Below are 18,606 nucleotides of genomic sequence, written 5' to 3'. Positions count from 1 at the left end.
GGGCCGATATTGGGATGCGCCGACCGGCGCGGTCGGGCAGCATGGGCGGTTGGCTCCGGGGCCCGCGGGGCTCAAATATCCTGAAAGCAGTATGGGAACGCCTTCGTTGTCCTCTCCACTCGCCGAGCTCCACTCCCGCCTGCCCGATCTCATGCCGCGCGACCAGCGACGGCTGCGGCGCAGGCTCGACGGCATGCGCCGAGTGCGCTCACGTGACACCCGAGACAAGATCGCCGCCGAGATCCTCGCCGACCTGGAGCGGGCCGAGCAACGACTGGCGCGGCGCCGCACGGCCGTGCCACCGGTGACCTATCCGGAGCAACTGCCCGTCTCCCAGCGCAAGGACGACATCCTCGCGGCCATCCGCGACCACCAGGTCGTGATCATCGCGGGCGAGACGGGATCCGGAAAGACCACCCAGATCCCCAAGATCTGCCTGGAGCTCGGGCGCGGCGTACGCGGCCTGATCGGCCACACCCAGCCGCGCCGCATCGCCGCCCGCACGGTCGCCGAGCGCATCGCCGAGGAGCTCGGCACCGGCCTCGGCGAGGCGGTCGGCTACAAGGTCCGTTTCACCGACCAGGCGAGCGACCGCACCCTGGTCAAGCTGATGACCGACGGCATCCTGCTCGCCGAGCTGCAGAACGACCGCATGCTCGACCAGTACGACACCCTGATCATCGACGAGGCCCACGAACGCAGCCTCAACATCGACTTCATCCTCGGCTACCTGAAACAGCTCCTGCCCAAGCGCCCCGACCTCAAGGTGATCATCACCAGCGCCACGATCGACCCGGAGCGCTTCTCCCGCCACTTCGACGACGCTCCGATCGTCGAGGTCTCCGGGCGCACCTACCCCGTCGAGGTGCGTTACCGGCCGCTGGACGAGGACGACGACCAGACGCAGGGCATCGTGGACGCCTGCAGGGAGCTCATCGGCGAGGGGCCCGGCGACATCCTGGTCTTCCTGTCGGGCGAGCGGGAGATCCGCGACGCCGCCGACGCACTGGCCAAGGCCGACTTCCGTAACACCGAGATCCTGCCGCTCTACGCCCGGCTGAGCGCCGCCGAGCAGCACCGCGTCTTCCAACGCCATACCGGCCGCCGCGTCGTGCTGGCCACCAACGTGGCCGAGACCTCGCTCACGGTTCCCGGCATCAAATACGTCGTCGATCCGGGTTTCGCCCGCATCTCCCGTTACAGCCACCGCACCAAGGTGCAGCGCCTGCCGATCGAGCCCATCTCGCAGGCCAGCGCCAACCAGCGCAAGGGCCGCTCCGGGCGCACCTCCGACGGCATCTGCATCCGGCTCTACGAGGAGGAGGACTTCCTCGGCCGGCCGGAGTTCACCGACCCGGAGATCCTCCGCACCAACCTGGCCTCGGTCATCCTGCAGATGACCTCGATCGGGCTCGGGGACATCGAGGCGTTCCCGTTCGTGGAGCCGCCGGACCGCCGCCAGGTCAAGGACGGCGTCAGCCTGCTGCACGAGCTGGGCGCGTTCGACGGCCAGGGCGCCCTCACCGGCGTCGGCCGCAAGCTGGCGGGCCTGCCGGTCGACCCGCGCCTGGGCCGCATGGTCCTGGAGGCGGAGAAGAACGGCTGCCTGCGCGAGGTCATGGTGATCGCCGCCGCCCTGTCCATCCAGGACCCGCGCGAACGACCCTCCGACAAGCAGCAGCAGGCCGACGAGAAGCACCGCCGCTTCGCCGACCCCGAGTCGGACTTCATGGCCTACCTCAACCTGTGGGACTACCTGCGCGACAAGCAGAAAGAGCTGTCCTCCAGCGCGTTCCGGCGGCTCTGCAGGGCGGAGTTCCTCAACTACCTGCGGGTCCGGGAGTGGCAGGACATCTACAGCCAGCTGCGCCAGTCGCTCGGGGCCCAGCCGGGCAGCCAGGCGGCGCAGCCGTACCACGTGCACGTGTCCCTGCTCGTGGGGTTGCTGTCGCACGTCGGCGTCAAGGACGTCATGGAGAAGCGCGGCCAGGACGGCCGCAGGCCGATCCAGGAATATCTCGGCGCCCGCAACGCCCGCTTCGCCATCTTCCCCGGCTCGACGCTGGCCAAGAAGCAGCCGCAGTGGGTCATGTCGGCCGAGCTGGTCGAGACCTCCCGCCTGTGGGCGCGGGTCAACGCCAAGATCGAGCCAGACTGGGTCGAGCCCCTCGCCCAGCACCTCGTCAAGCGCACCTACTCCGAGCCGCACTGGGAGAAGAACCAGGGCGCGGTGATCGCCCTGGAGAAGGTCACCCTCTACGGCGTGCCGGTCGTGGTCGGCCGCAAGGTCAACTACGGGCGCATCGACCCGGACCTGTCGCGGGAGCTGTTCATCAGGCACGCGCTGGTGGAGGGCGACTGGGACACCCACCACCGTTTCCTGAAGGAGAACCGCAAGCTGCTCGAAGAGGTCGAGGAGCTGGAGAACCGCGCCCGCCGTCGCGACATCATGGTGGACGACGAGGCTCTCTACGACTTCTACGACCAGCGGGTGCCGGCCGACGTCGTCTCGGCCCGCCACTTCGACTCGTGGTGGAAGCGGGCCGGGCAGGAGCAGCCGGAGCTGCTCACGTTCTCGCCGGAGATGCTGGTCAACGAGGGCGCCGACGTCAGCACCCGCGACTATCCCGACACCTGGAAGCAGCTCGGCCAGCGGATGAAGCTGACCTACCAGTTCGAGCCAGGAGCCGACGCCGACGGCGTGACCGTCCACGTGCCGCTCCAGGTGCTCAACCAGGTCAGCTCCGACGGCTTCGACTGGCAGATCCCCGGGCTGCGCGAGGAGCTGATCACCGCGTTGATCCGCTCGCTGCCCAAGCACCTGCGCCGCAACTTCGTCCCCGCCCCCAACTACGCCAAGCAGGTCCTTTCCGGGGTCGCGCAGGGCGGCGAGCCGTTGCTGGCGGCCGTGGAGCGCGAGTTGCTGCGGCTCACCCGCGTACGCGTGCCGCGTGAGGCCTGGCAGCTCGACCAGGTGCCTGACCACCTGCGGATCACGTACCGGGTGATCGACGAGCGCAGGCGGACGGTCGCCGAGGACAAGGACCTCGACGCGCTCAAGCGCCGCCTCGCCCCGCGCCTGCGCCAGACGCTCTCGCAGGCGGGCGACGACCTGGAGCAGACCGGCCTGCACACGTGGAGCTTCGGCCGGCTGCCCAAGGTGTTCGAGCAGGGCCGGATGAAGGGCTATCCGGCGCTGGTGGACGCGGGCGACTCCATCTCGATCAAGATCTTCGAGACGGAGGCCGAGCAGCGCCGCTCCCACTGGCCCGGCGTGCGCCGCCTACTCCTGCTCAACGTCACCAACCCGGCCAAGTCGCTGCTCGGCGGCCTGTCCAACCAGGCCAAGCTGGCCCTGTCACGCAGTCCGCACGGCGGGGCGGTGGCGTTGTTCGACGACGTGGTCAACGCGGCCGTGGACCAGCTCATGCTCGACGCCGGCGGCCCCGCCTGGGACCCGGTCGGCTTCGACCGCCTCTACCAGCACGTACGGGCCCACCTCTACGACACTGCGCGGGACGTCCTGGCGAAGGCGGAACAGATCCTGAGCGTCTGGCACGAGGCCGGCGCCCGCCTCGACGCCCTGCGCGCCAGTGCGGCCACCGACGACATCCGCGACCAGCTCGGCCACCTCATCTACCCGGGCTTCGTCACGGCCACGGGCTACCGCCGCCTGTCCGACCTGCTGCGCTACATCAGGGCCGTCGACCGCCGCCTCGCCAAACTCCCCGAGGAGCCGTGGCGCGACCAGGAGTGGATGGACCGGGTCCACAAGGTCGAGGACGACTATCACGACCTGCTGCAGAAGCTCCATCCGGCGCGGCGCGGGGATCCGGACGTGCTGGAGATCCGCTGGATGATCGAGGAACTGCGGGTGAGCTTCTTCGCCCAGACACTGGGCACCCCCACCCCGGTGTCGGAGAAGCGCATCGCCAAGGCGATGGAGAAACTCACACCTTGAAGATCGAGGTGTCCAGCTCGAAGTCGACGGGGGCCGGCAGTTTGATCGGCGTGCCGATGAGCGTGGTGGTCGTCACCTGGTAGGCGTCATCCTTGATCTCGCTGAACACGGTCACGGCAGGCTCGTCGGCGAGGGGATCGATCAGCAGGTAGACCGGGACGCGGCCCAGTGCGTAGAGGCGTCGTTTCTCCTCGCGGTCCGTGTGGACGCTGCTGGGTGAGACCACCTCGGCGACCATGACCACGCCGGAGGAGAGCAGTTCTCCCCTGCCCCAGCGCGGGCAGTCTGGCGGTGCCAGGACGTAGTCGGGCGCGAGAGAGTCTCGGGGCCCTTCGATGCAGATGTTCAGGCCGCCGGCCGCTGCCTTCCACCCTCGCTCCACGGTCAGCGAAATGAGGGCATTGTTCAGGTCCATGGCCATCCAGGCGTGTTCCGGGCTACCCAGAGGACTCACAATAAGTTTCCCTTCGATGGCCTCAGCCCGGAAGCCGGGGAGGGGGGGTAGGGCATCGAACAGCTCACGAGCCGTTTGCGGCGTTCGCTGATCGCTCGTGGAGGTTGATTCCGTGTCGTGCTTCTCTGCGACCATGGTGACCATGGAATCTTTCCCTTCGTATTCGAATGGGCACGCTAAGTATTCCACTCCGGCCGAGCCGCCGCCACAACGATCGGCCGCCTCCGCCGACGGCGGAAACGGCCGATCGTCACTGAGTCACTGAGTCACGCCGGGACGCTGGACACGTCGCGCTCGTAGAAGCGGTGCCCCGCCACCGCCTCCGCGAACCGCTTCGCGATGTCGTTGCCGTCACCGATCAGCACCCCGACGTCATTGGGCAGTTGCGCCGCCTCGACGAGCCGCCGGCCGGAGCCCACCGACGCGATGGCCTTCTGGTGCTTGAACGCCTCCTTGACGAAGAACTGCGCCCGCCCCATCGGCGCCAGCGCCGCCCCGTCCGCGGCTACCACGGCGTCGTAGATGACCGAGTTGGCCGCGCTGAGCTGCCGGTCCACCGGGACGCCGCCCACGGTCCCCTCGGCGGGGGCCACGATCTCGCAGATCGCCCCCTGGGCCTCCAGTTCCCGGCGCAGGGCCGTCACCGCGGCGGCGTCCGTCCCGTCACCCATGAGGATGGCGATCTTGCGGGTGGCGACGCTGCGCGGCTGGCCGGTCATGCTGAGCGCGGGCGAGGTGTCGGAGTGGACCTGGGCCATGGCCGGGGCGGGCAGGCCGAGGCCCTGGGCCACCTGCGAGGCCAGGTCCGGGTGGATCTGGCCGAGATGCCGTACGACGCCCTCCTTGATGTGCTTGCGCTCCACGTGCCCCAGCTCGAACAGGAACGCCGCCACGATGTGCTGCTTCTCCCAGTCGGACATGCTGTTCCAGATCAGCGTGGACTGGCTGTAGTGGTCCTCGAAGCTGGGGCTGCGCATCCGGATCTTGGTGCCTTCCACCTTCTCCTGGTAGTGGCGGTAGCCCTCCACGGCCCCGGGGCAGCCGCCGCTGATGGAGTTGGGGGCGTAGCTGGTGCGCGACTCGTGGACCATGTGCTGGTGGAAGCCGTCACGCTGGTCGTTGCGCACCTCGTTGACCGGCCGGTTGATCGGGATCTGCGGAAAGTTCGGCCCGGCCAGGCGCAGGAGTTGCGTGTCGAGGTAGGAGAAGTTCCTGGCCTGGAGCAGCGGGTCGTTGGTGAAGTCGATGCCGGGCACGACGTTGGCGGTGTGGAAGGCCACCTGCTCGGTCTCGGCGAAGAAGTTCTGCGGGTTGCGGTTGAGGGTCATCTTGCCGATGGGCCGCAGCGGCACCTGCTCCTCAGGGATGATCTTCGTCGCGTCCAGCAGGTCGAAGTCGAAGTCGTGCTCCCGCGACTCCGGCACGAGTTGCACGCACAGCTCGTACTCGGGGTAGGCGCCGCGCTCGATCGTCTCCCACAGGTCGCGGCGGTTGTAGTCGGGGTCGTTGCCCTGCAGGCGCAGCACCTCGTCCCACACCAGCGAGTACGTCCCCAGCACCGGCCGCCAGTGCCACTTGACGAACGTGCCCTGCCCCGAGGCGTTCACCAGCCGGAACGTGTGCACCCCGAACCCCTGCATCATCCGGAAGCTGCGCGGGATGGCCCGGTCGGACATCAGCCACATGATCATGTGCAGCGACTCGGGCTGGAGCTGCACGAAGTCCCAGAACGTGTCGTGCGCCGACTGCGCCTGCGGGATCTCGTTGTGCGGCTCCGGCTTGACCGCGTGTACGAAGTCGGGGAACTTGATGCCGTCCTGGATGAAGAAGACAGGGAAGTTGTTGGCGACGATGTCGAAGTTGCCCTGCGTGGTGTAGAACTTCGTGGCGAATCCCCGGACGTCCCTGACGGTGTCCGCCGAGCCGCGCGAGCCCGCCACGGTCGAGAAGCGCACGAAGGTGGGCGTCTTGACCGACGTGTCGTTCAGGAAGGCGGCCGAGGTCACGTCGCCGAGCGGCTCGTACAGCTCGAAGATCCCGTACGCGCCCGCGCCCCTGGCGTGCACCACGCGCTCGGGGATGCGTTCGTGGTCGAAGCGGGTGATCTTCTCGCGGAAGTGGAAGTCCTCCATGAGCGTGGGCCCGCGGGTGCCGGCCCGCAACGCGTTGTCGGTGTCGTCGACCCTGCTGCCCTGGTCCGTGGTCATGTTCAGGTCGTCCACGGGGACGCGGTGCTCGTCGAGCTGCTGGTCCTTCGCGTCACGCGCTGGTTGCATGGAAAAATCCCCCTTGCAGGTATTTATCGGGCCTTCATCTAGTGCCCCGATGAATGAGATGAAACGGCTCCGAGCAGGGGGATTGATGATCAAGGCCGTGGTGTTCGACGTCGGTGAGACGCTCATCGACGAGACGCGGATCTGGTCGCGCTGGGCCGAGCGGCTCGGAGTGAGCAGCTTCGTGCTGATGGGCGCGCTCGGGGGGATGGCCGCGCTGGACCGGTCGCACAGCGACGCCTTCCGGCTCGTACGACCAGGTTTCGACCTGGGCGCCGAGGTGGCCGCCTGGGAACGCGACGACCCCCACGGCCCGCGCAACGAGTTCGACGCCGGCGACCTCTACCCCGACGTGCGCGACGCCCTGGCCGCCATCCGCGCGGCGGGATACCAGGTGATCATCGCGGGCAACCAGCCGCGGCGGGCGTACGACGCGCTGGTCGCGATGGACCTGCCCGCGGACTCCGTGCACACCTCGGAGGGGTGGGGCGTGGCCAAGCCCGACCCGGAGTTCTTCGCCAAGGTCGCCGCGGTGGCCGGCCGGGAGCCGGCCGAGATCCTGTACGTGGGCGACCGGCTGGACAACGACGTGCTCCCCGCGGCCGCGGCGGGCATGCGCACGGCGTTGCTGCGCCGCGGCCCGTGGGGCTACCTGCACGCCGAGCGCCCGCGGGCGGCGGACGCCGACGTGATCGCCGACGACCTGCACGCGATCCTGCCGGCGCTGCGAGGGCTCACCTGAGGGTCTCATCGGGATCGATGCGGATGGCCCGTTCCTCGGCGGACATGTCCTCCACGTCCTCGCCCCAGTACTCCCCGATCTCCTCGTCGTCGGTGTCGGGCTCCAGCCCCTCGTCCGGCTGCGTCAGCCGGTGCTTGGGGCGGGGTTCGTGGAGCCGGTCCCGGGCCTCCCGCCGCAGGCGTTCGTCGAGCGTGTCCCGGTGCTGAGGATCGTCCTCGGCGACCTCATGACTGAGGCCGAGATCGTCGGTCCACTCCTCGACCTCGATCCCCTGCTCGTCGCTCATGCCGTGTCGGTCCGGAGGTTTTTCGGTCATAACCGCCCCCTACCCACCCAGCGGCCCGAAATCCTCTCACTTGGTGTGTCGGAGGGCGTCGGCCAACTCTTCCTTGCCCATGTGCGACCGCCCGGGGATGTCGGCCCGTTGCGCCCGCTCGTACAGCTCGGCCTTGCTGGGTCCGTCGTGGGAGCCGCCGGGTGGGCCGAGCGCCTTGAGCTCCTCGGCCCTGCGCTGCTTGAACGCCTGGCCGAGCTCCTGGAGCCCCTTCTTGCCCGCCGACTTCGCCAGGGCGGGCAGGATGGTGCTCTCCTCCTCCTCGATGTGGTGGCTGACGGACGCGACGAGCTGCTCCAGCGTCGTACGGAACTCCGCCGAGCCCGGCTTCGCGCGTACGAGCGCGTCCAGCAGGACCTCGGCCTCCTTGTGCTCCTCGACGCTGTGGTGGGCGTGAACCACAGCGCCAGGACGACGAGCAGCCACGGGGTGCGCAGGACGTACCGCAGGCCCGCGAGTACGGCGCCGGGCCGCCGCTCGGCTGCGGCGAGCCGGTGGAACTCCTCGCGCCGCATGGCCACCACCGCCGCGATCACGACGAAGAAGCTGGCCGCGTTGATCACGAACAGCCCGCCGTTCCCGGTGAACGGCAGCAGCGCGCCCGCCAGGCTCATGCCCAGGATGCGGCCGGCGGAGCTCAGGATGGAGCCGAGCGCCATCGCGTTGGGCAGGTCGGCGGGCGGCACCACCTCGGCGCCGAACCGCCCGAGCGCCGGTCCGCCCAGCGCGGTCACCACGCCCCCGGCCAGCGCCACCCCGTAGATCGGCAGCACCGACTCGACGCCCGTCAACGCGATCATCGCGAGTACGCCGGCCAGCCCCGCCTGCGCGACCTGCGCGGCGATCACGAGCGGCCGGCTCGGCAGCCGGTCCGCCAGCGCCCCGCCCCACATGCCCAGCAGCAGCGTGGGCAGCGCCTGCATGACGAGGCTCAGCCCGACGCTGGTCGCCGACCCCGTGATCGTGAGGATGAGCCAGTTGACGCCCAGCACCTGCATCCAGGTCCCGGTCACGGAGACGATGTCCGCTCCGGCCCACAGCCGGTAGTTGTGATGACGCAACGCGCGGAACGTCGCGGAACTCAAAGACAAACCTTGTCCTAGTGTTGGGGATTCACCGGGGTTGCCAACACCCTCCCTTGGGAGTCCGATTCCGGTCTGACCGGAATGTGAGGCAGGACACCGATCAGACGAGCTCCAGTGGCTGGTCGCGGCTCACGAGCGCCGCGTAGTGGCCCGCGCGGGCGATCAGCTCGTCGTGGGTGCCGCGCTCGACGATCTTCCCGTCGTCCAGCACGACGATCTGGTCCGCGTCGCGGATCGTGGACAGCCGGTGCGCGATCGTGATCGTCGTACGCCCCCGCGCCAGCCCGTCCAGCGCCTCCTGCACGGCCCGCTCGGTCTGCGTGTCCAGCGCGCTCGTGGCCTCGTCGAGCACCAGCACGGGAGGGTCGCGCAGCAGCGTACGGGCGATGGCCAGGCGTTGCTTCTCCCCGCCGGAGAACCGGTAGCCGCGCTCGCCCACGAGCGTCTCGTAGCCGTCGGGCAGCGTGGCGATGTGGTCGTGGATGCGCGCGGCCCGCGCCGCCTCCTCCAGCTCCTCGTCCGTCGCCGACGGCCGGGCGAAGCGCAGGTTGTCCGCGATCGTGGCGTGGAACAGGTACGTCTCCTGCGACACCACGCCCACCGCGTCGCTCAGCGTCTCGAACGTCAGCTCCCGCACGTCCACCCCGTCGATCGTCACCCGCCCGCCCGAGACGTCGTAGAGCCTGGGCAGCAGGTAGCTGAGCGTGGTCTTGCCCGAGCCCGTCTCGCCCACGATGGCCAGGCTGGTGCCCGCGGGCACGGTGATGTCGACTCCGGTGAGCGTGGGCGTGTCGCCGTACGCGAAGTCGACGTCCTCGAAGCGGACCTCACCGCGTACGTCCTCCAGCCGCCGCGTGCCGGGACCGATGTCCACCGGCAGGTCCAGGTACTCGAAGATGCGCCCGAACAGCGCGAGCGAGGTCTGCACCTCGACGCCCAGCCGCAGCAGCGAGACCGTCGGCCTGAACAGGCTGGTCTGCAACGTCGTGAACGCCACCAGCGTCCCGACGGAGATGGCGCCGGTGTGCCCGGCGGCCCAGTAGACGCACGCGGGCATCGCCGCCATGACGAGCTGGATCGACGCCTGCCGCCACCGCCCGGCCATGCTCGTACGCACGCCGAGGTCGGCCAGCTCGTCGGAGGCCCGGTCGAAGCGCTCGGTGAGCTGGGCCGAGCGGCCCATCGTGCGGCCGAGGAGGATGCCGCTGATCGACAGCGACTCCTGGACCATGGACGCGATGGTCGCCAGCTTGCGCTGCCGCTCGGCGGTGATGCGCTTGCGCTCCGCGCCGACCTTACGGCTGATCCACACGAACACCGGCAGCAGCACGAGCGAGATCGCCGTCAGCCGCCAGTCGAGCGCGGCCATGGCCACGATGGTGGCGATCACGGTGGTGAGGTTCGAGATGAGGGAGGCGGCGGTCGAGGTGACCACCGCCTGCATGCCGCCGATGTCGTTGGCGATGCGCGACTGCACCTCGCCGGTCTTCGTACGGGTGAAGAACGCCAGGGACATGCGCTGCAGATGGCCGTAGACCGACACGCGCAGGTCGTGCATCACCCGCTGGCCCACCGTGGTGGAGACGAGGGTCTGCAGGACGTCGAACACGCTGGTCGTGACCGCCACCACGATCATGCCGAGCGCCAGCAGCGTCAGCAGCCCGGCGTCCCTGGCCGGGATCGCCACGTCGAGCACCTCGCGCAGCAGGAACGGCGAGGCCAGGCCCACCAGCGACGAGAGCAGGATGAGCGAGCCCACGACGGCGAGGCGGCCGCGGTGGGGACGGAACAGTTTGATGATGCGCCGCAGCGGCGCGCGTGGTTCCTCCTCCAAGGGGCGTCTCCTTCCAGACGTACCACCCAAACAGAGGCTAACTCATATTTGTTCCGGCTAAACTTACCAACATGGCAGAAAAGGAGCTCGCTGAGCTCTTGCACCTGGTCAGCCGCCGGCTGCGGCATGGATATGTGCGTCGGCTCGTCCCGCTCGGGCTGAACCCCGGTCAGGCGCGGGCGTTGCGCGCGCTCGCCGACACCGAGCGGCCACTGCGGATGGTGCAACTCGCCGATGAGCTGCGCATCGTGCCGCGCTCGCTCACGCCCGTGGTGGACGCCCTGGAGGAGGCGGGGCTGGCGCGCAGGGAGCCCGATCCTGCCAGCCGCCGCTCCACCCTGGTGGTGATCACCCCGGCCGGGCGCGCCCTCGCCGAGCGGGCCCGCGACGCGCGCAGGCAGGCGGGCGAGGAACTGTTCGCGGTCCTGCCCGAAGGCCGGCGCGAGCAGCTCAGAGACCTGCTGAACGCGGTCGAGAGCCACTTCAGGTGAGGCCCTGGCCAGGACGTGACGGTGGCCCGTGAGGTGGCCGCTCAGGTCGTGACGGTGGCCCGTGAGGGGCCCCGGTCAGGGCGTGACGGTGCCGGAGAACAGGCACGGCGTGAGCGGCCCCGGTCAGGGCGTGACGGTGACGAGGTCGCCCCCGACGACCGTGCCGAGGCACGGCGGCTGGGCGAGCAGCGCCGCGTACGGGTAACGGCCGCGCGCGTCGAAGACCGCGAAGTCGGCGCGGGCGCCGGGCGCCAGTGACCCGATCCTGCCCTGCCCCCGGTCCATCCCCAGCGCGCGGGCCCCGCCCAGCGTGGCCGCCTCGACCAGCCTGCGGTCCAGCCCCCTGGTACGCAGCCCGAACTCCCGCGCGTGCCGCCTGATGGCCGCCGCCACGTCCAGCGGACCGACGCGGAGGGCCGGCGGCCCAGGCGGCCCCGTGCCGAAGGCGACGGCGTTGCCCTCGTCGAGCAACGTCAGCGCGTCCGGCGCGAGCGACGGCTCCGCCGGGCAGACGGCCACCACGGTGTCACGCAACCTGAGCAGCTTGCGCTCGCCCGGGTCAAGCGGCCGGGCGCAGGCCACATGGCACAGGGGACCGAGCACCCTCGCCTCGTCCAGCGCGGCCGGCGAATGCCGGTCCAGATCGACCAGCAGTCGCAGCCCGAACGTCCTGGCCAGCACCGCCACGTCCTCCAGGACCTGCGGATGCCGCGTACGCGCCGCGATCCCCACCGCGCACGGCCGGTCGACCTCGCGGATGGCGGTGATGACCGCGTCCCGCTCGCGTTCCTCCCACTCCTCCTCGCCGGCGCTGGTCACCTCGACGTAGGTGATCCCGGGTGCCCCGGCGGGGTCCGTCAGGTCGGCGACCACGCTGGCCCGCGCGGTCACCCCTGGAGCCGTCGAGTGGACGGTGGAACGGGCGTCCACCAGCCCCGCCACGATCATCCCCGCCCACCTGTGCTCGCGCGCGACGGGAAGGCGCGACAGCACCTCGGCCCGCGCGCCCACGCGCAGCACACGATCGCCTCTGATCGCCACGGCTCCGTCGCGTACGGGCTCGGCGCACACCGGTAACACGAGCGGCGCGGAATGGACGATGACCGGCGCGAGCGCGCGCCTGCCCATAGTCGCTCCGGCACGCTTCGCAGACGGCATTCACAACTCCCGTCGGATCTCCCCTTCAGGGCATTAAACGTGAGCTTGGGACAATGGCGCAATCAGGACGAACCATGTGAATCTCGTGGTAGGTAGCGTCCGGAGAGCCGGGCGAGTTTGAGGCTGAGGTGCAGGGCGAGCCGCTCCCCGCCGTCCTTGAGGTCCGTACGCGCGAGCTCCTCCACCCGCTGCAACCGGTAGTACAGCGACGTGCGGTGCAGCCGCAGGACCCGCGAGGTGGCGACCACGCTGCCCGCCAGGTCCAGGTACGTCTCCAGCGTCTCCAGCAGCGGCAGATACTGCGCGTCGCCCAGCAGCCCTTCGAGCCCCGGGTGCAACGGCTGGTCGGGCAACTGCGTGAGCATCCGGTAGACGCCGAGCCGCGCCCACTCGGCCGACCGGCCGAGCCCCCGCACGCGGGCGGTCACCTCGGCCGCGTGTCTCGCCTCCTGGTACGACCCCGCCGCGGCCGCCAGTTCGGGACGGCTGCGCCCGACGCCGACCACGACAGGCACCGGCATGGCCGCGTGCAACTCGTCGGGGGAGACCGGCGCCCCGGCCGTGAGCAGCACGGCGTGGTCGTAGCGGACCAGGTGCAGCGGATGGTGCCCGCTCAGCCGCTGCCGCAGCGCCAGCAGCCCCTGCTCCAGCGCCAGCCTCAGCGCCTCGTCGGGCTCCGGCGCCAGGGGCCTGGCCACCTGTACGGTCACCGGCTGCGCCTGCGGGAACGCGCCCGCCTCGATGAGCTGCCTGGCCGCGTCCCGCTCGCCGAGCAGCAGTCCGGTCACCGCCTCCAGCTCCCGGTGCGAGGCGAGCCCGCTGGCCAGGCTCTCGTGGAACAGCGTCAGGGCGAGCGCGGGGGCGGCGGCCTCGGCCTCGGCCACCTGCGCGTCGGACATGGCCGGCTCCGCGTCGATGAACCACAGGAAGCCGAGCAGCCCGTCGGCGTGTCGTACCGGGACGCAGACCCGCGGCAGCAGGCCCAGGTGCGGCGCGCCCGGGGTGCGCAGCGGGGCGGCGGCGCGGTGGATGCCGGCCGCCCGTAACCACTGGCGCACCTCGGGCGTGGTGTGCCTGCGCAGGATCGAGTCGCGGCGGATGTCGTCCATGGCGCCGTTCTGCTCGCTGTAGGCCACGACGCGTTGCACCCGGTCCTCGAGCAGCAGGGGGCGGTCGAGACGGGCGGCGAGCTCGTCGACGGTCCGCTGAAGATCCGCCACAACAACCTCTTTACCTGGACGTTTCAGCATTTGTAGGACATGTCGCTGCAAGTCTTCCCTACAACTGCGCGGTGATCTCCGTCAATAACGTCTATACCGTCGATCCGTGAATGCCCCGAAGAAGCTGCTTAAGGGTTTACTGGTGGCCATCGTGCTGATCCCGGTGAGCCTGATGGCGACCCCCGCTTCCGCAGCACCCCCCACTGATCCTGAGCACCCGTGGCGGCAGAACCACTGGCCGCAGACCCAGCCCTGGCAGCTTGACGCTCCCGCCGACGCCCAGACGATGCGCGCCAGGCCGGCGGGCGACATCAAGCCCATCGACCCGCAGAACTGGGAGAACCCCGACCACATGACGTGGGCGGACTACAAGAAGCCTCCAGGCACCGACTGGAGCGACCCCGCGGTCAAGGGTTCGACACGCACCTTCAAGGGCGCGCTCGTCCTCCTCGACTACCCCAACCAGCAGTTCATGGTGTCGCAGCCGCAGGGCTCGACGGTCTACGGCAACCCGTCCGCCGAGGCCCACGACATCCCGCGTGAGCAGTTGGCGACGTTCTACCAGGACTTCCTCAACACCCCGAACGACCTCAACAAGGGTCACACCATCCATGAGTACTGGATGGAGGACTCAGGCGGCAGGATCGGCGTGGAGCTGGCCGGCTTCGGTCCTTACACGATGCCGGGCAAGAGCCACGAGTACGCCATGGAGTACCAGCGGGAGTCCTGCCCGGCGGGCGACACCTGCAACAAGAACCTGCGGGCCGACGGCAACGCCGCCTGGATCGCCTCCGTCGGCCAGGAGGTGGCCGACCAGTTCGACTTCGTCTTCTACCTGAGCGCCGGCCAGGACGAGTCGGCCACCTGGCAGGAGTTCGGGATGATGAAGTTCCCGACCAAGGAGGACGTGCCCGACGAGTGGGGCCCGCCCGACCCCAACCTGCCCAACTGGTCCAGGACCCGCTACGTCGAGTGGACCTCCTGGCAGGCCGGCTCCAACTTCTGGCCCAACGCCCGCTTCGGCGTGGACTCCGTGCAGGCCGAGAGCTCCGGCATGGCGACCTTCGCCCACGAGCTGAGCCACATCATGGGCATCTCCGACAACTACAACAACCCATACGCCGTGCCGGTCAAACGGGCGTACACCGGCATCTGGGAGATGCTCAGCCGCGGCAGCTTCAACGGCCCCGGCGGCCCGCACTCGCGCTGGCTGATCCCGCCCACCGCGGGCGCGTCCATGGGCTCGCAGCACATGCTCCGCAACAAGATCGACCTCGGCATGGTCGACGAGCAGAACGTCCTGCGCCTGTCCCGCGAGGCGCTCGACGAGTCCGGCGTGGTCACCGCCAAGGTGCTCGCCCGCGCCGTGCAGCCCGGCGAGAACGAGCTGGCAGGCGTCAACGTCTCCTTCGACACCGGCGACAAGAGCACGTGCCAGACCACCGACCCGCTCTGCGACGGCGGTTCGTACGACAACTACACGGTCGAGGTCGTCGACCGCATGGGCTCCGACTCCTTCACCCCCGACGCGGGCGTCCTGCTGGCCAAGACCAAGAACCAGGACCGTGCCCCGTTCGAGTGGGTGATCGACGCCAACCCGCAGGACATCGGCATGACCGACTACGTGCTCCCCGACGGGACCGAGGTGCCGATCACGCTCGGCGACTACCGCCAGCTCTCCGACGCCCTCTTCCACGCCGGCACCGACTCCGGCAGCGAGTACGAGTACGTCGACGAGGCCAACCGCCTGCACTTCTACGTCACCGACCTGAAGCGCGACCGCAAGGGCCAGCTCTCCTACACGGTGGCGATCCGCTCCCTGGACGGCGCGGGCCCGCAGCGGCGCGGCGTCAAGCTGCTCCCCGGTGCCGGCATCCCCACCGGCAAGAGCCTGTCCACCTGCAAGTTCCCGCTGTTCAACACCGGTAAGGCGGCCCCGGCGCAGGGCACGCACCCGGAGGACGTCAGCGCCTACCTCAACTCCGACATCTACCGGCTCAAGGCCGAGGTCCAGGGCAAGGGCTGGACCGCCCAGGTCCCGAACGCGCTGGCCTCCGTCGCGTTCGGCAAGCAGGCGCTCGTGACCGTCAACGCGGTACGCGGGTCCGGCGGCGACCGGCTGGCCAGGGTGAAGCTCACCGCCACCTCGGAGAGCGACCCGGCCAGGACCATGACCGCCACCTGCCACGTGATCGGTCTCTAGGACCTCTGGAGCCGATGGGGTACGGCTGGGAGCCGTACCCCATCGGTCTCAGGTCAGCGGGGTGCGGATCAGCTCGCCCGCCGCCTGCCTGGCCTCGTGGATGCTCTCCTCGAACAGCTTGCGCACGTGCGCCGCCTGGTCGGCCAGCTCCTTGATGCGCTCGTGCGCCAGCTCGTCCCGCAGCGTGTCGGCGAGCAGCATCTGGTACTCCGGCGTCTTGGCCGCCAGCGCCTCCAGCCGCCTGTGGGCGTGGTAGACCTTGTCCGCCTTCAGCACCTGCTTGGCGTAGCCCTCCAGGTGGCGTACGCGCTGTGTGAGGGACGTCCAGGCGGTGTCGAGCGCGCGGGTGTAGGGCTTGAACGCGTCCTCCATGCCCGTGGGCAGTTCGCGGGGGATGATCCGGCCGTGCTCGGCGTGCATGGACGACAACCGCCGCAGGCGCTGGGCGATCTGCCAGATCTCCTCCGGCAGCGTCACCTGGTTGTCGATGGTGTCGATCAGGCCGGCCCGGTGCACGCGGGAGCTGAGGATCGTCTCGACCGCGTTCTGCGCCCGGCGCAGCAGCATCTGGCAGGGATAGTCGAGGTCCTCCGGCAGGATGTAGCGGTCGGCGTGCGCGTGGGCGAGGCGGAGTCTTCGCTTCGTCGCCCGGTACGAGCTGTCCAGCGCCATCCACCGGAACAGCGCGACCAACCCGACGGTGACTCCGCCGACGAGAAGGAAGCCGACCCTGCTCAGTGACCAGAGCAGCAGCAGGAAACCTGGGAGCACGAAGAGCAGTGCGGGGTTGTTCTGGGTGTCCAATCGCGTGCCGGACCGAGCCATCCGGAGGAGGTGCGGGCTCGAACGCAGCTCGACAGAGATCTCCGGGGGCAGCGTTGGATCGATCACCAGCCGTGGAGGCAGAGCTCGTGGATCCATACGTTCATGCTGCGTTATGAACTCCGAATCCGCTCATATTTGAGGGACATATAGGGTCTAGACAATGAATGAGATGACGAGGTGGATCGACCTGGAAGGCGCGGTCAATGCGCGTGACCTGGGCGGACTCCCCACCCGCGACGGCGGCCGCACTCGTCGCGGGCGGATCCTGCGCGCCGACAATCTTCAGGGCCTCACCCCCGAGGACGTGTCCGTGCTGGTGGGCGGGCTCAACCTGCGGCACGTCGTGGACCTCCGCTCCAACACCGAGGTCTCGCTGGAGGGCCCGGGACCGCTGACCGAGGTGCCCGAGGTGGCTCATCACTACCTGACGCTGTTCGCCGAGGGCGGCAGGCACACCGACGTCGAGGCCGACACCATCGACGGCGAACGCGTGCTGCCATGGGCGGAACGCGTGCTGGACGAGGAGCTGCGCGTGACCGGCTTCTACTTCGGCTACCTGCGCGACCGCCCGGACGCCGTGGTCGCGGCCCTGCGCGCCCTGGCGCTGGACGACGGGGCGGCGCTGGTGCACTGCGCGGCGGGAAAGGACCGTACGGGGGTGCTGTCGGCGCTCGCGCTGGAGGTGGCGGGCGCGACCAGGGAGGCGATCGTCGAGGACTACGTGGCCACGGGGGAGCGGCTGGAGCTGATACTCAAGCGGCTGCGGGGCAGCGACACGTACCGGGGGGACCTGGACGCGCGTCCTGCGGACGACCACATGCCCAGGGCCAGGTACATCGAGCAGTTCCTCGGCGTTCTCGACGACCGGTTCGACGGGCCGATGGGGTGGCTGTCGCGGCACGGCTGGACGGACGCGGACACCGCCACGCTGCGTTCCCGCCTGCGCGACTGAGGCCGGTCAGCTCAGGTGGACGACGATGCGCTGGGCGGCGGACAGGCGGGCGGCCTCGATGACGGTCAGCGCGTCGACCGCGCTCTCCGGATCCACGGGCGGCGCCGTGCCCTCCCGCACCGCCGCCTCCACCCCCCGGTAGAAGTCCAGGTACGCCCCGGGCTCGGTCCGGACGGCACGATGATCGTCCTGCGTGCCGAGCACGCCCCACCGTGCCTCCTCATCCTTCCCGAACCCGGCGGAGCCGGGCGCGACCCCCGCCCGCAGCCGCTCCTCCTGCACGTCCATCCCGTGCTTCACGAACGCCCCTGACGACCCCAGCACCCGGAACCGCGGCCCGAGCGTGGCGGCCACGGCGCTCATCCACAGATGCGACCTGGCCCCGCCTGCGTGCGTGAGCGCGACGAACGTGTCGTCGTCGGCGGCCACCCCGGCACGCCTGACGTCGCTCTCGCAGTAGACCTCCCGCACCGGACCGAGGAGCTGCAGAGCCTGATCGACGAGGTGACTTCCCAGGTCGTACAGGAGTCCAGCGGCCTCCTCCGGGCCGCCGGTCTCCCGCCAGCCGCCCTTGGGCACCGGCCGCCACCGCTCGAACCGGGACTCGAAGCGCAGCACGTCACCGAGCCCTCCCTCGCCGGCGAGCCGGCGTACGGTCAGGAAGTCGCCGTCCCAGCGCCGGTTCTGGAACACGGTCAGCATGAGCCCGCGCTCCTTGGCCAGGCGTACGAGCTCGCGTCCCTCCTCGGCGGTCCTGGCGAGGGGCTTGTCCACGACGACGGGCAGCCCCTGGGCGAGCGCCGCCGCGGCCGTGCTCACGTGCGTCCTGTTCGGGGAGGCCACCACGACGAGATCGCAGCGGCCCCACAACTCCCGCACGTCGGGCACTCCGGCCGCGCCGTACCGCTCGGCCACCTCGGCCTGCCTGGCCGGGTTCCCGGTGACGACGGCGGCCAGCGACAGGCCGGGGGTGGCGTGGATCAAGGGGGCGTGGAAGTAGGCCCCCGCGGTGCCGTAGCCGGCCAGCCCGACCTGGATATCGCTCATGGCGCCAGGCTATCCGGGCCGGGTGAT

14 protein-coding genes and 1 pseudogene are annotated in these 18,606 nt (G+C 69.9%); 5 read left to right on the top strand and 10 right to left on the bottom strand.

The window, feature by feature from the left end:
• Positions 1-91 precede the first annotated feature (91 nt).
• Positions 92-3,961, top strand: coding sequence for an ATP-dependent RNA helicase HrpA (gene hrpA, locus ITP53_RS17205; protein WP_195896403.1), 3,870 nt, complete (start codon positions 92-94; stop codon positions 3,959-3,961).
• Here hrpA and ITP53_RS17200 read toward each other — a convergent pair.
• Both ITP53_RS17200 and ITP53_RS17195 read right to left on the bottom strand, forming a co-directional pair.
• Positions 3,951-4,559 (bottom strand): Uma2 family endonuclease, encoded by a 609-nt coding sequence (locus tag ITP53_RS17200; protein ID WP_236050890.1) that lies wholly within the window; start codon positions 4,557-4,559, stop codon positions 3,951-3,953. The two genes, hrpA and ITP53_RS17200, sit on opposite strands and share 11 nt — an antisense overlap.
• A 122-nt stretch (positions 4,560-4,681) precedes the next feature.
• Positions 4,682-6,691, bottom strand: a complete 2,010-nt coding sequence (locus ITP53_RS17195; protein WP_195896402.1) for a catalase — start codon at positions 6,689-6,691, stop codon at positions 4,682-4,684.
• 85 nt (positions 6,692-6,776) lie between these two features.
• On the opposite strand from ITP53_RS17195, the gene ITP53_RS17190 reads away from it, so the two are divergent.
• On the top strand, positions 6,777-7,430 hold the full coding sequence (locus ITP53_RS17190; protein ID WP_195896401.1) for an HAD family hydrolase: 654 nt from the start codon (positions 6,777-6,779) through the stop codon (positions 7,428-7,430).
• Here ITP53_RS17190 and ITP53_RS17185 read toward each other — a convergent pair.
• The 4 genes and pseudogenes from ITP53_RS17185 to ITP53_RS17175 all read right to left on the bottom strand — a co-directional run bounded on the left by ITP53_RS17185 (position 7,423) and on the right by ITP53_RS17175 (position 10,683).
• Positions 7,423-7,716 carry a DUF5709 domain-containing protein gene (locus tag ITP53_RS17185; RefSeq protein WP_195896400.1) on the bottom strand — a complete coding sequence of 98 codons (294 nt, stop codon included), beginning with the start codon at positions 7,714-7,716 and terminating at the stop codon, positions 7,423-7,425. The genes ITP53_RS17190 and ITP53_RS17185 overlap by 8 nt on opposite strands.
• A 66-nt stretch (positions 7,717-7,782) precedes the next feature.
• On the bottom strand, positions 7,783-8,166 hold the full coding sequence (locus tag ITP53_RS57540; RefSeq protein WP_236050889.1) for a hemerythrin domain-containing protein: 384 nt from the start codon (positions 8,164-8,166) through the stop codon (positions 7,783-7,785).
• 50 nt (positions 8,167-8,216) lie between these two features.
• A pseudogene (locus tag ITP53_RS61110) lies at positions 8,217-8,825 on the bottom strand (MFS transporter); the annotation flags it as partial.
• Positions 8,826-8,949: 124 nt separating this feature from the next.
• Complete coding sequence (locus tag ITP53_RS17175) at positions 8,950-10,683, bottom strand: ABC transporter ATP-binding protein (protein WP_236050887.1); 1,734 nt, start codon at positions 10,681-10,683, stop codon at positions 8,950-8,952.
• A 71-nt stretch (positions 10,684-10,754) separates the two neighbouring features.
• Here ITP53_RS17175 and ITP53_RS17170 point away from each other — a divergent pair, with 71 nt between their 5' ends.
• On the top strand, positions 10,755-11,174 hold the full coding sequence (locus tag ITP53_RS17170; protein ID WP_195896397.1) for a MarR family winged helix-turn-helix transcriptional regulator: 420 nt from the start codon (positions 10,755-10,757) through the stop codon (positions 11,172-11,174).
• A 123-nt stretch (positions 11,175-11,297) separates the two neighbouring features.
• On the opposite strand, the gene ITP53_RS17165 is transcribed toward ITP53_RS17170, so the two are convergent.
• A complete protein-coding gene (locus ITP53_RS17165) occupies positions 11,298-12,302 on the bottom strand; it encodes an amidohydrolase family protein (protein ID WP_195896396.1) in 1,005 nt (334 codons plus the stop codon).
• A gap of 92 nt (positions 12,303-12,394) precedes the next feature.
• A complete protein-coding gene (locus tag ITP53_RS17160; RefSeq protein WP_195896395.1) occupies positions 12,395-13,552 on the bottom strand; it encodes a PucR family transcriptional regulator in 1,158 nt (385 codons plus the stop codon).
• A gap of 106 nt (positions 13,553-13,658) precedes the next feature.
• Between ITP53_RS17160 and ITP53_RS17155 the strand changes: the two genes are divergently transcribed.
• Positions 13,659-15,755 carry a M6 family metalloprotease domain-containing protein gene (locus ITP53_RS17155; RefSeq protein ID WP_328814793.1) on the top strand — a complete coding sequence of 699 codons (2,097 nt, stop codon included), beginning with the start codon at positions 13,659-13,661 and terminating at the stop codon, positions 15,753-15,755.
• Positions 15,756-15,803: 48 nt separating this feature from the next.
• On the opposite strand, the gene ITP53_RS17150 is transcribed toward ITP53_RS17155, so the two are convergent.
• Complete coding sequence (locus ITP53_RS17150; RefSeq protein ID WP_195896394.1) at positions 15,804-16,676, bottom strand: hypothetical protein; 873 nt, start codon at positions 16,674-16,676, stop codon at positions 15,804-15,806.
• Positions 16,677-16,749: 73 nt separating this feature from the next.
• Here ITP53_RS17150 and ITP53_RS17145 point away from each other — a divergent pair, with 73 nt between their 5' ends.
• On the top strand, positions 16,750-17,532 hold the full coding sequence (locus ITP53_RS17145) for a tyrosine-protein phosphatase (RefSeq protein ID WP_328814790.1): 783 nt from the start codon (positions 16,750-16,752) through the stop codon (positions 17,530-17,532).
• Positions 17,533-17,538: 6 nt separating this feature from the next.
• On the opposite strand, the gene ITP53_RS17140 is transcribed toward ITP53_RS17145, so the two are convergent.
• Positions 17,539-18,579 carry a Gfo/Idh/MocA family protein gene (locus ITP53_RS17140; protein WP_195896392.1) on the bottom strand — a complete coding sequence of 347 codons (1,041 nt, stop codon included), beginning with the start codon at positions 18,577-18,579 and terminating at the stop codon, positions 17,539-17,541.
• Positions 18,580-18,606 lie beyond the last annotated feature (27 nt).

Origin of the sequence: Nonomuraea cypriaca (genome assembly GCF_015645445.1) — a bacterium.
Taxonomy (GTDB): domain Bacteria; phylum Actinomycetota; class Actinomycetes; order Streptosporangiales; family Streptosporangiaceae; genus Nonomuraea; species Nonomuraea cypriaca.
This window is presented reverse-complemented; position numbering and strand designations above follow the sequence as displayed.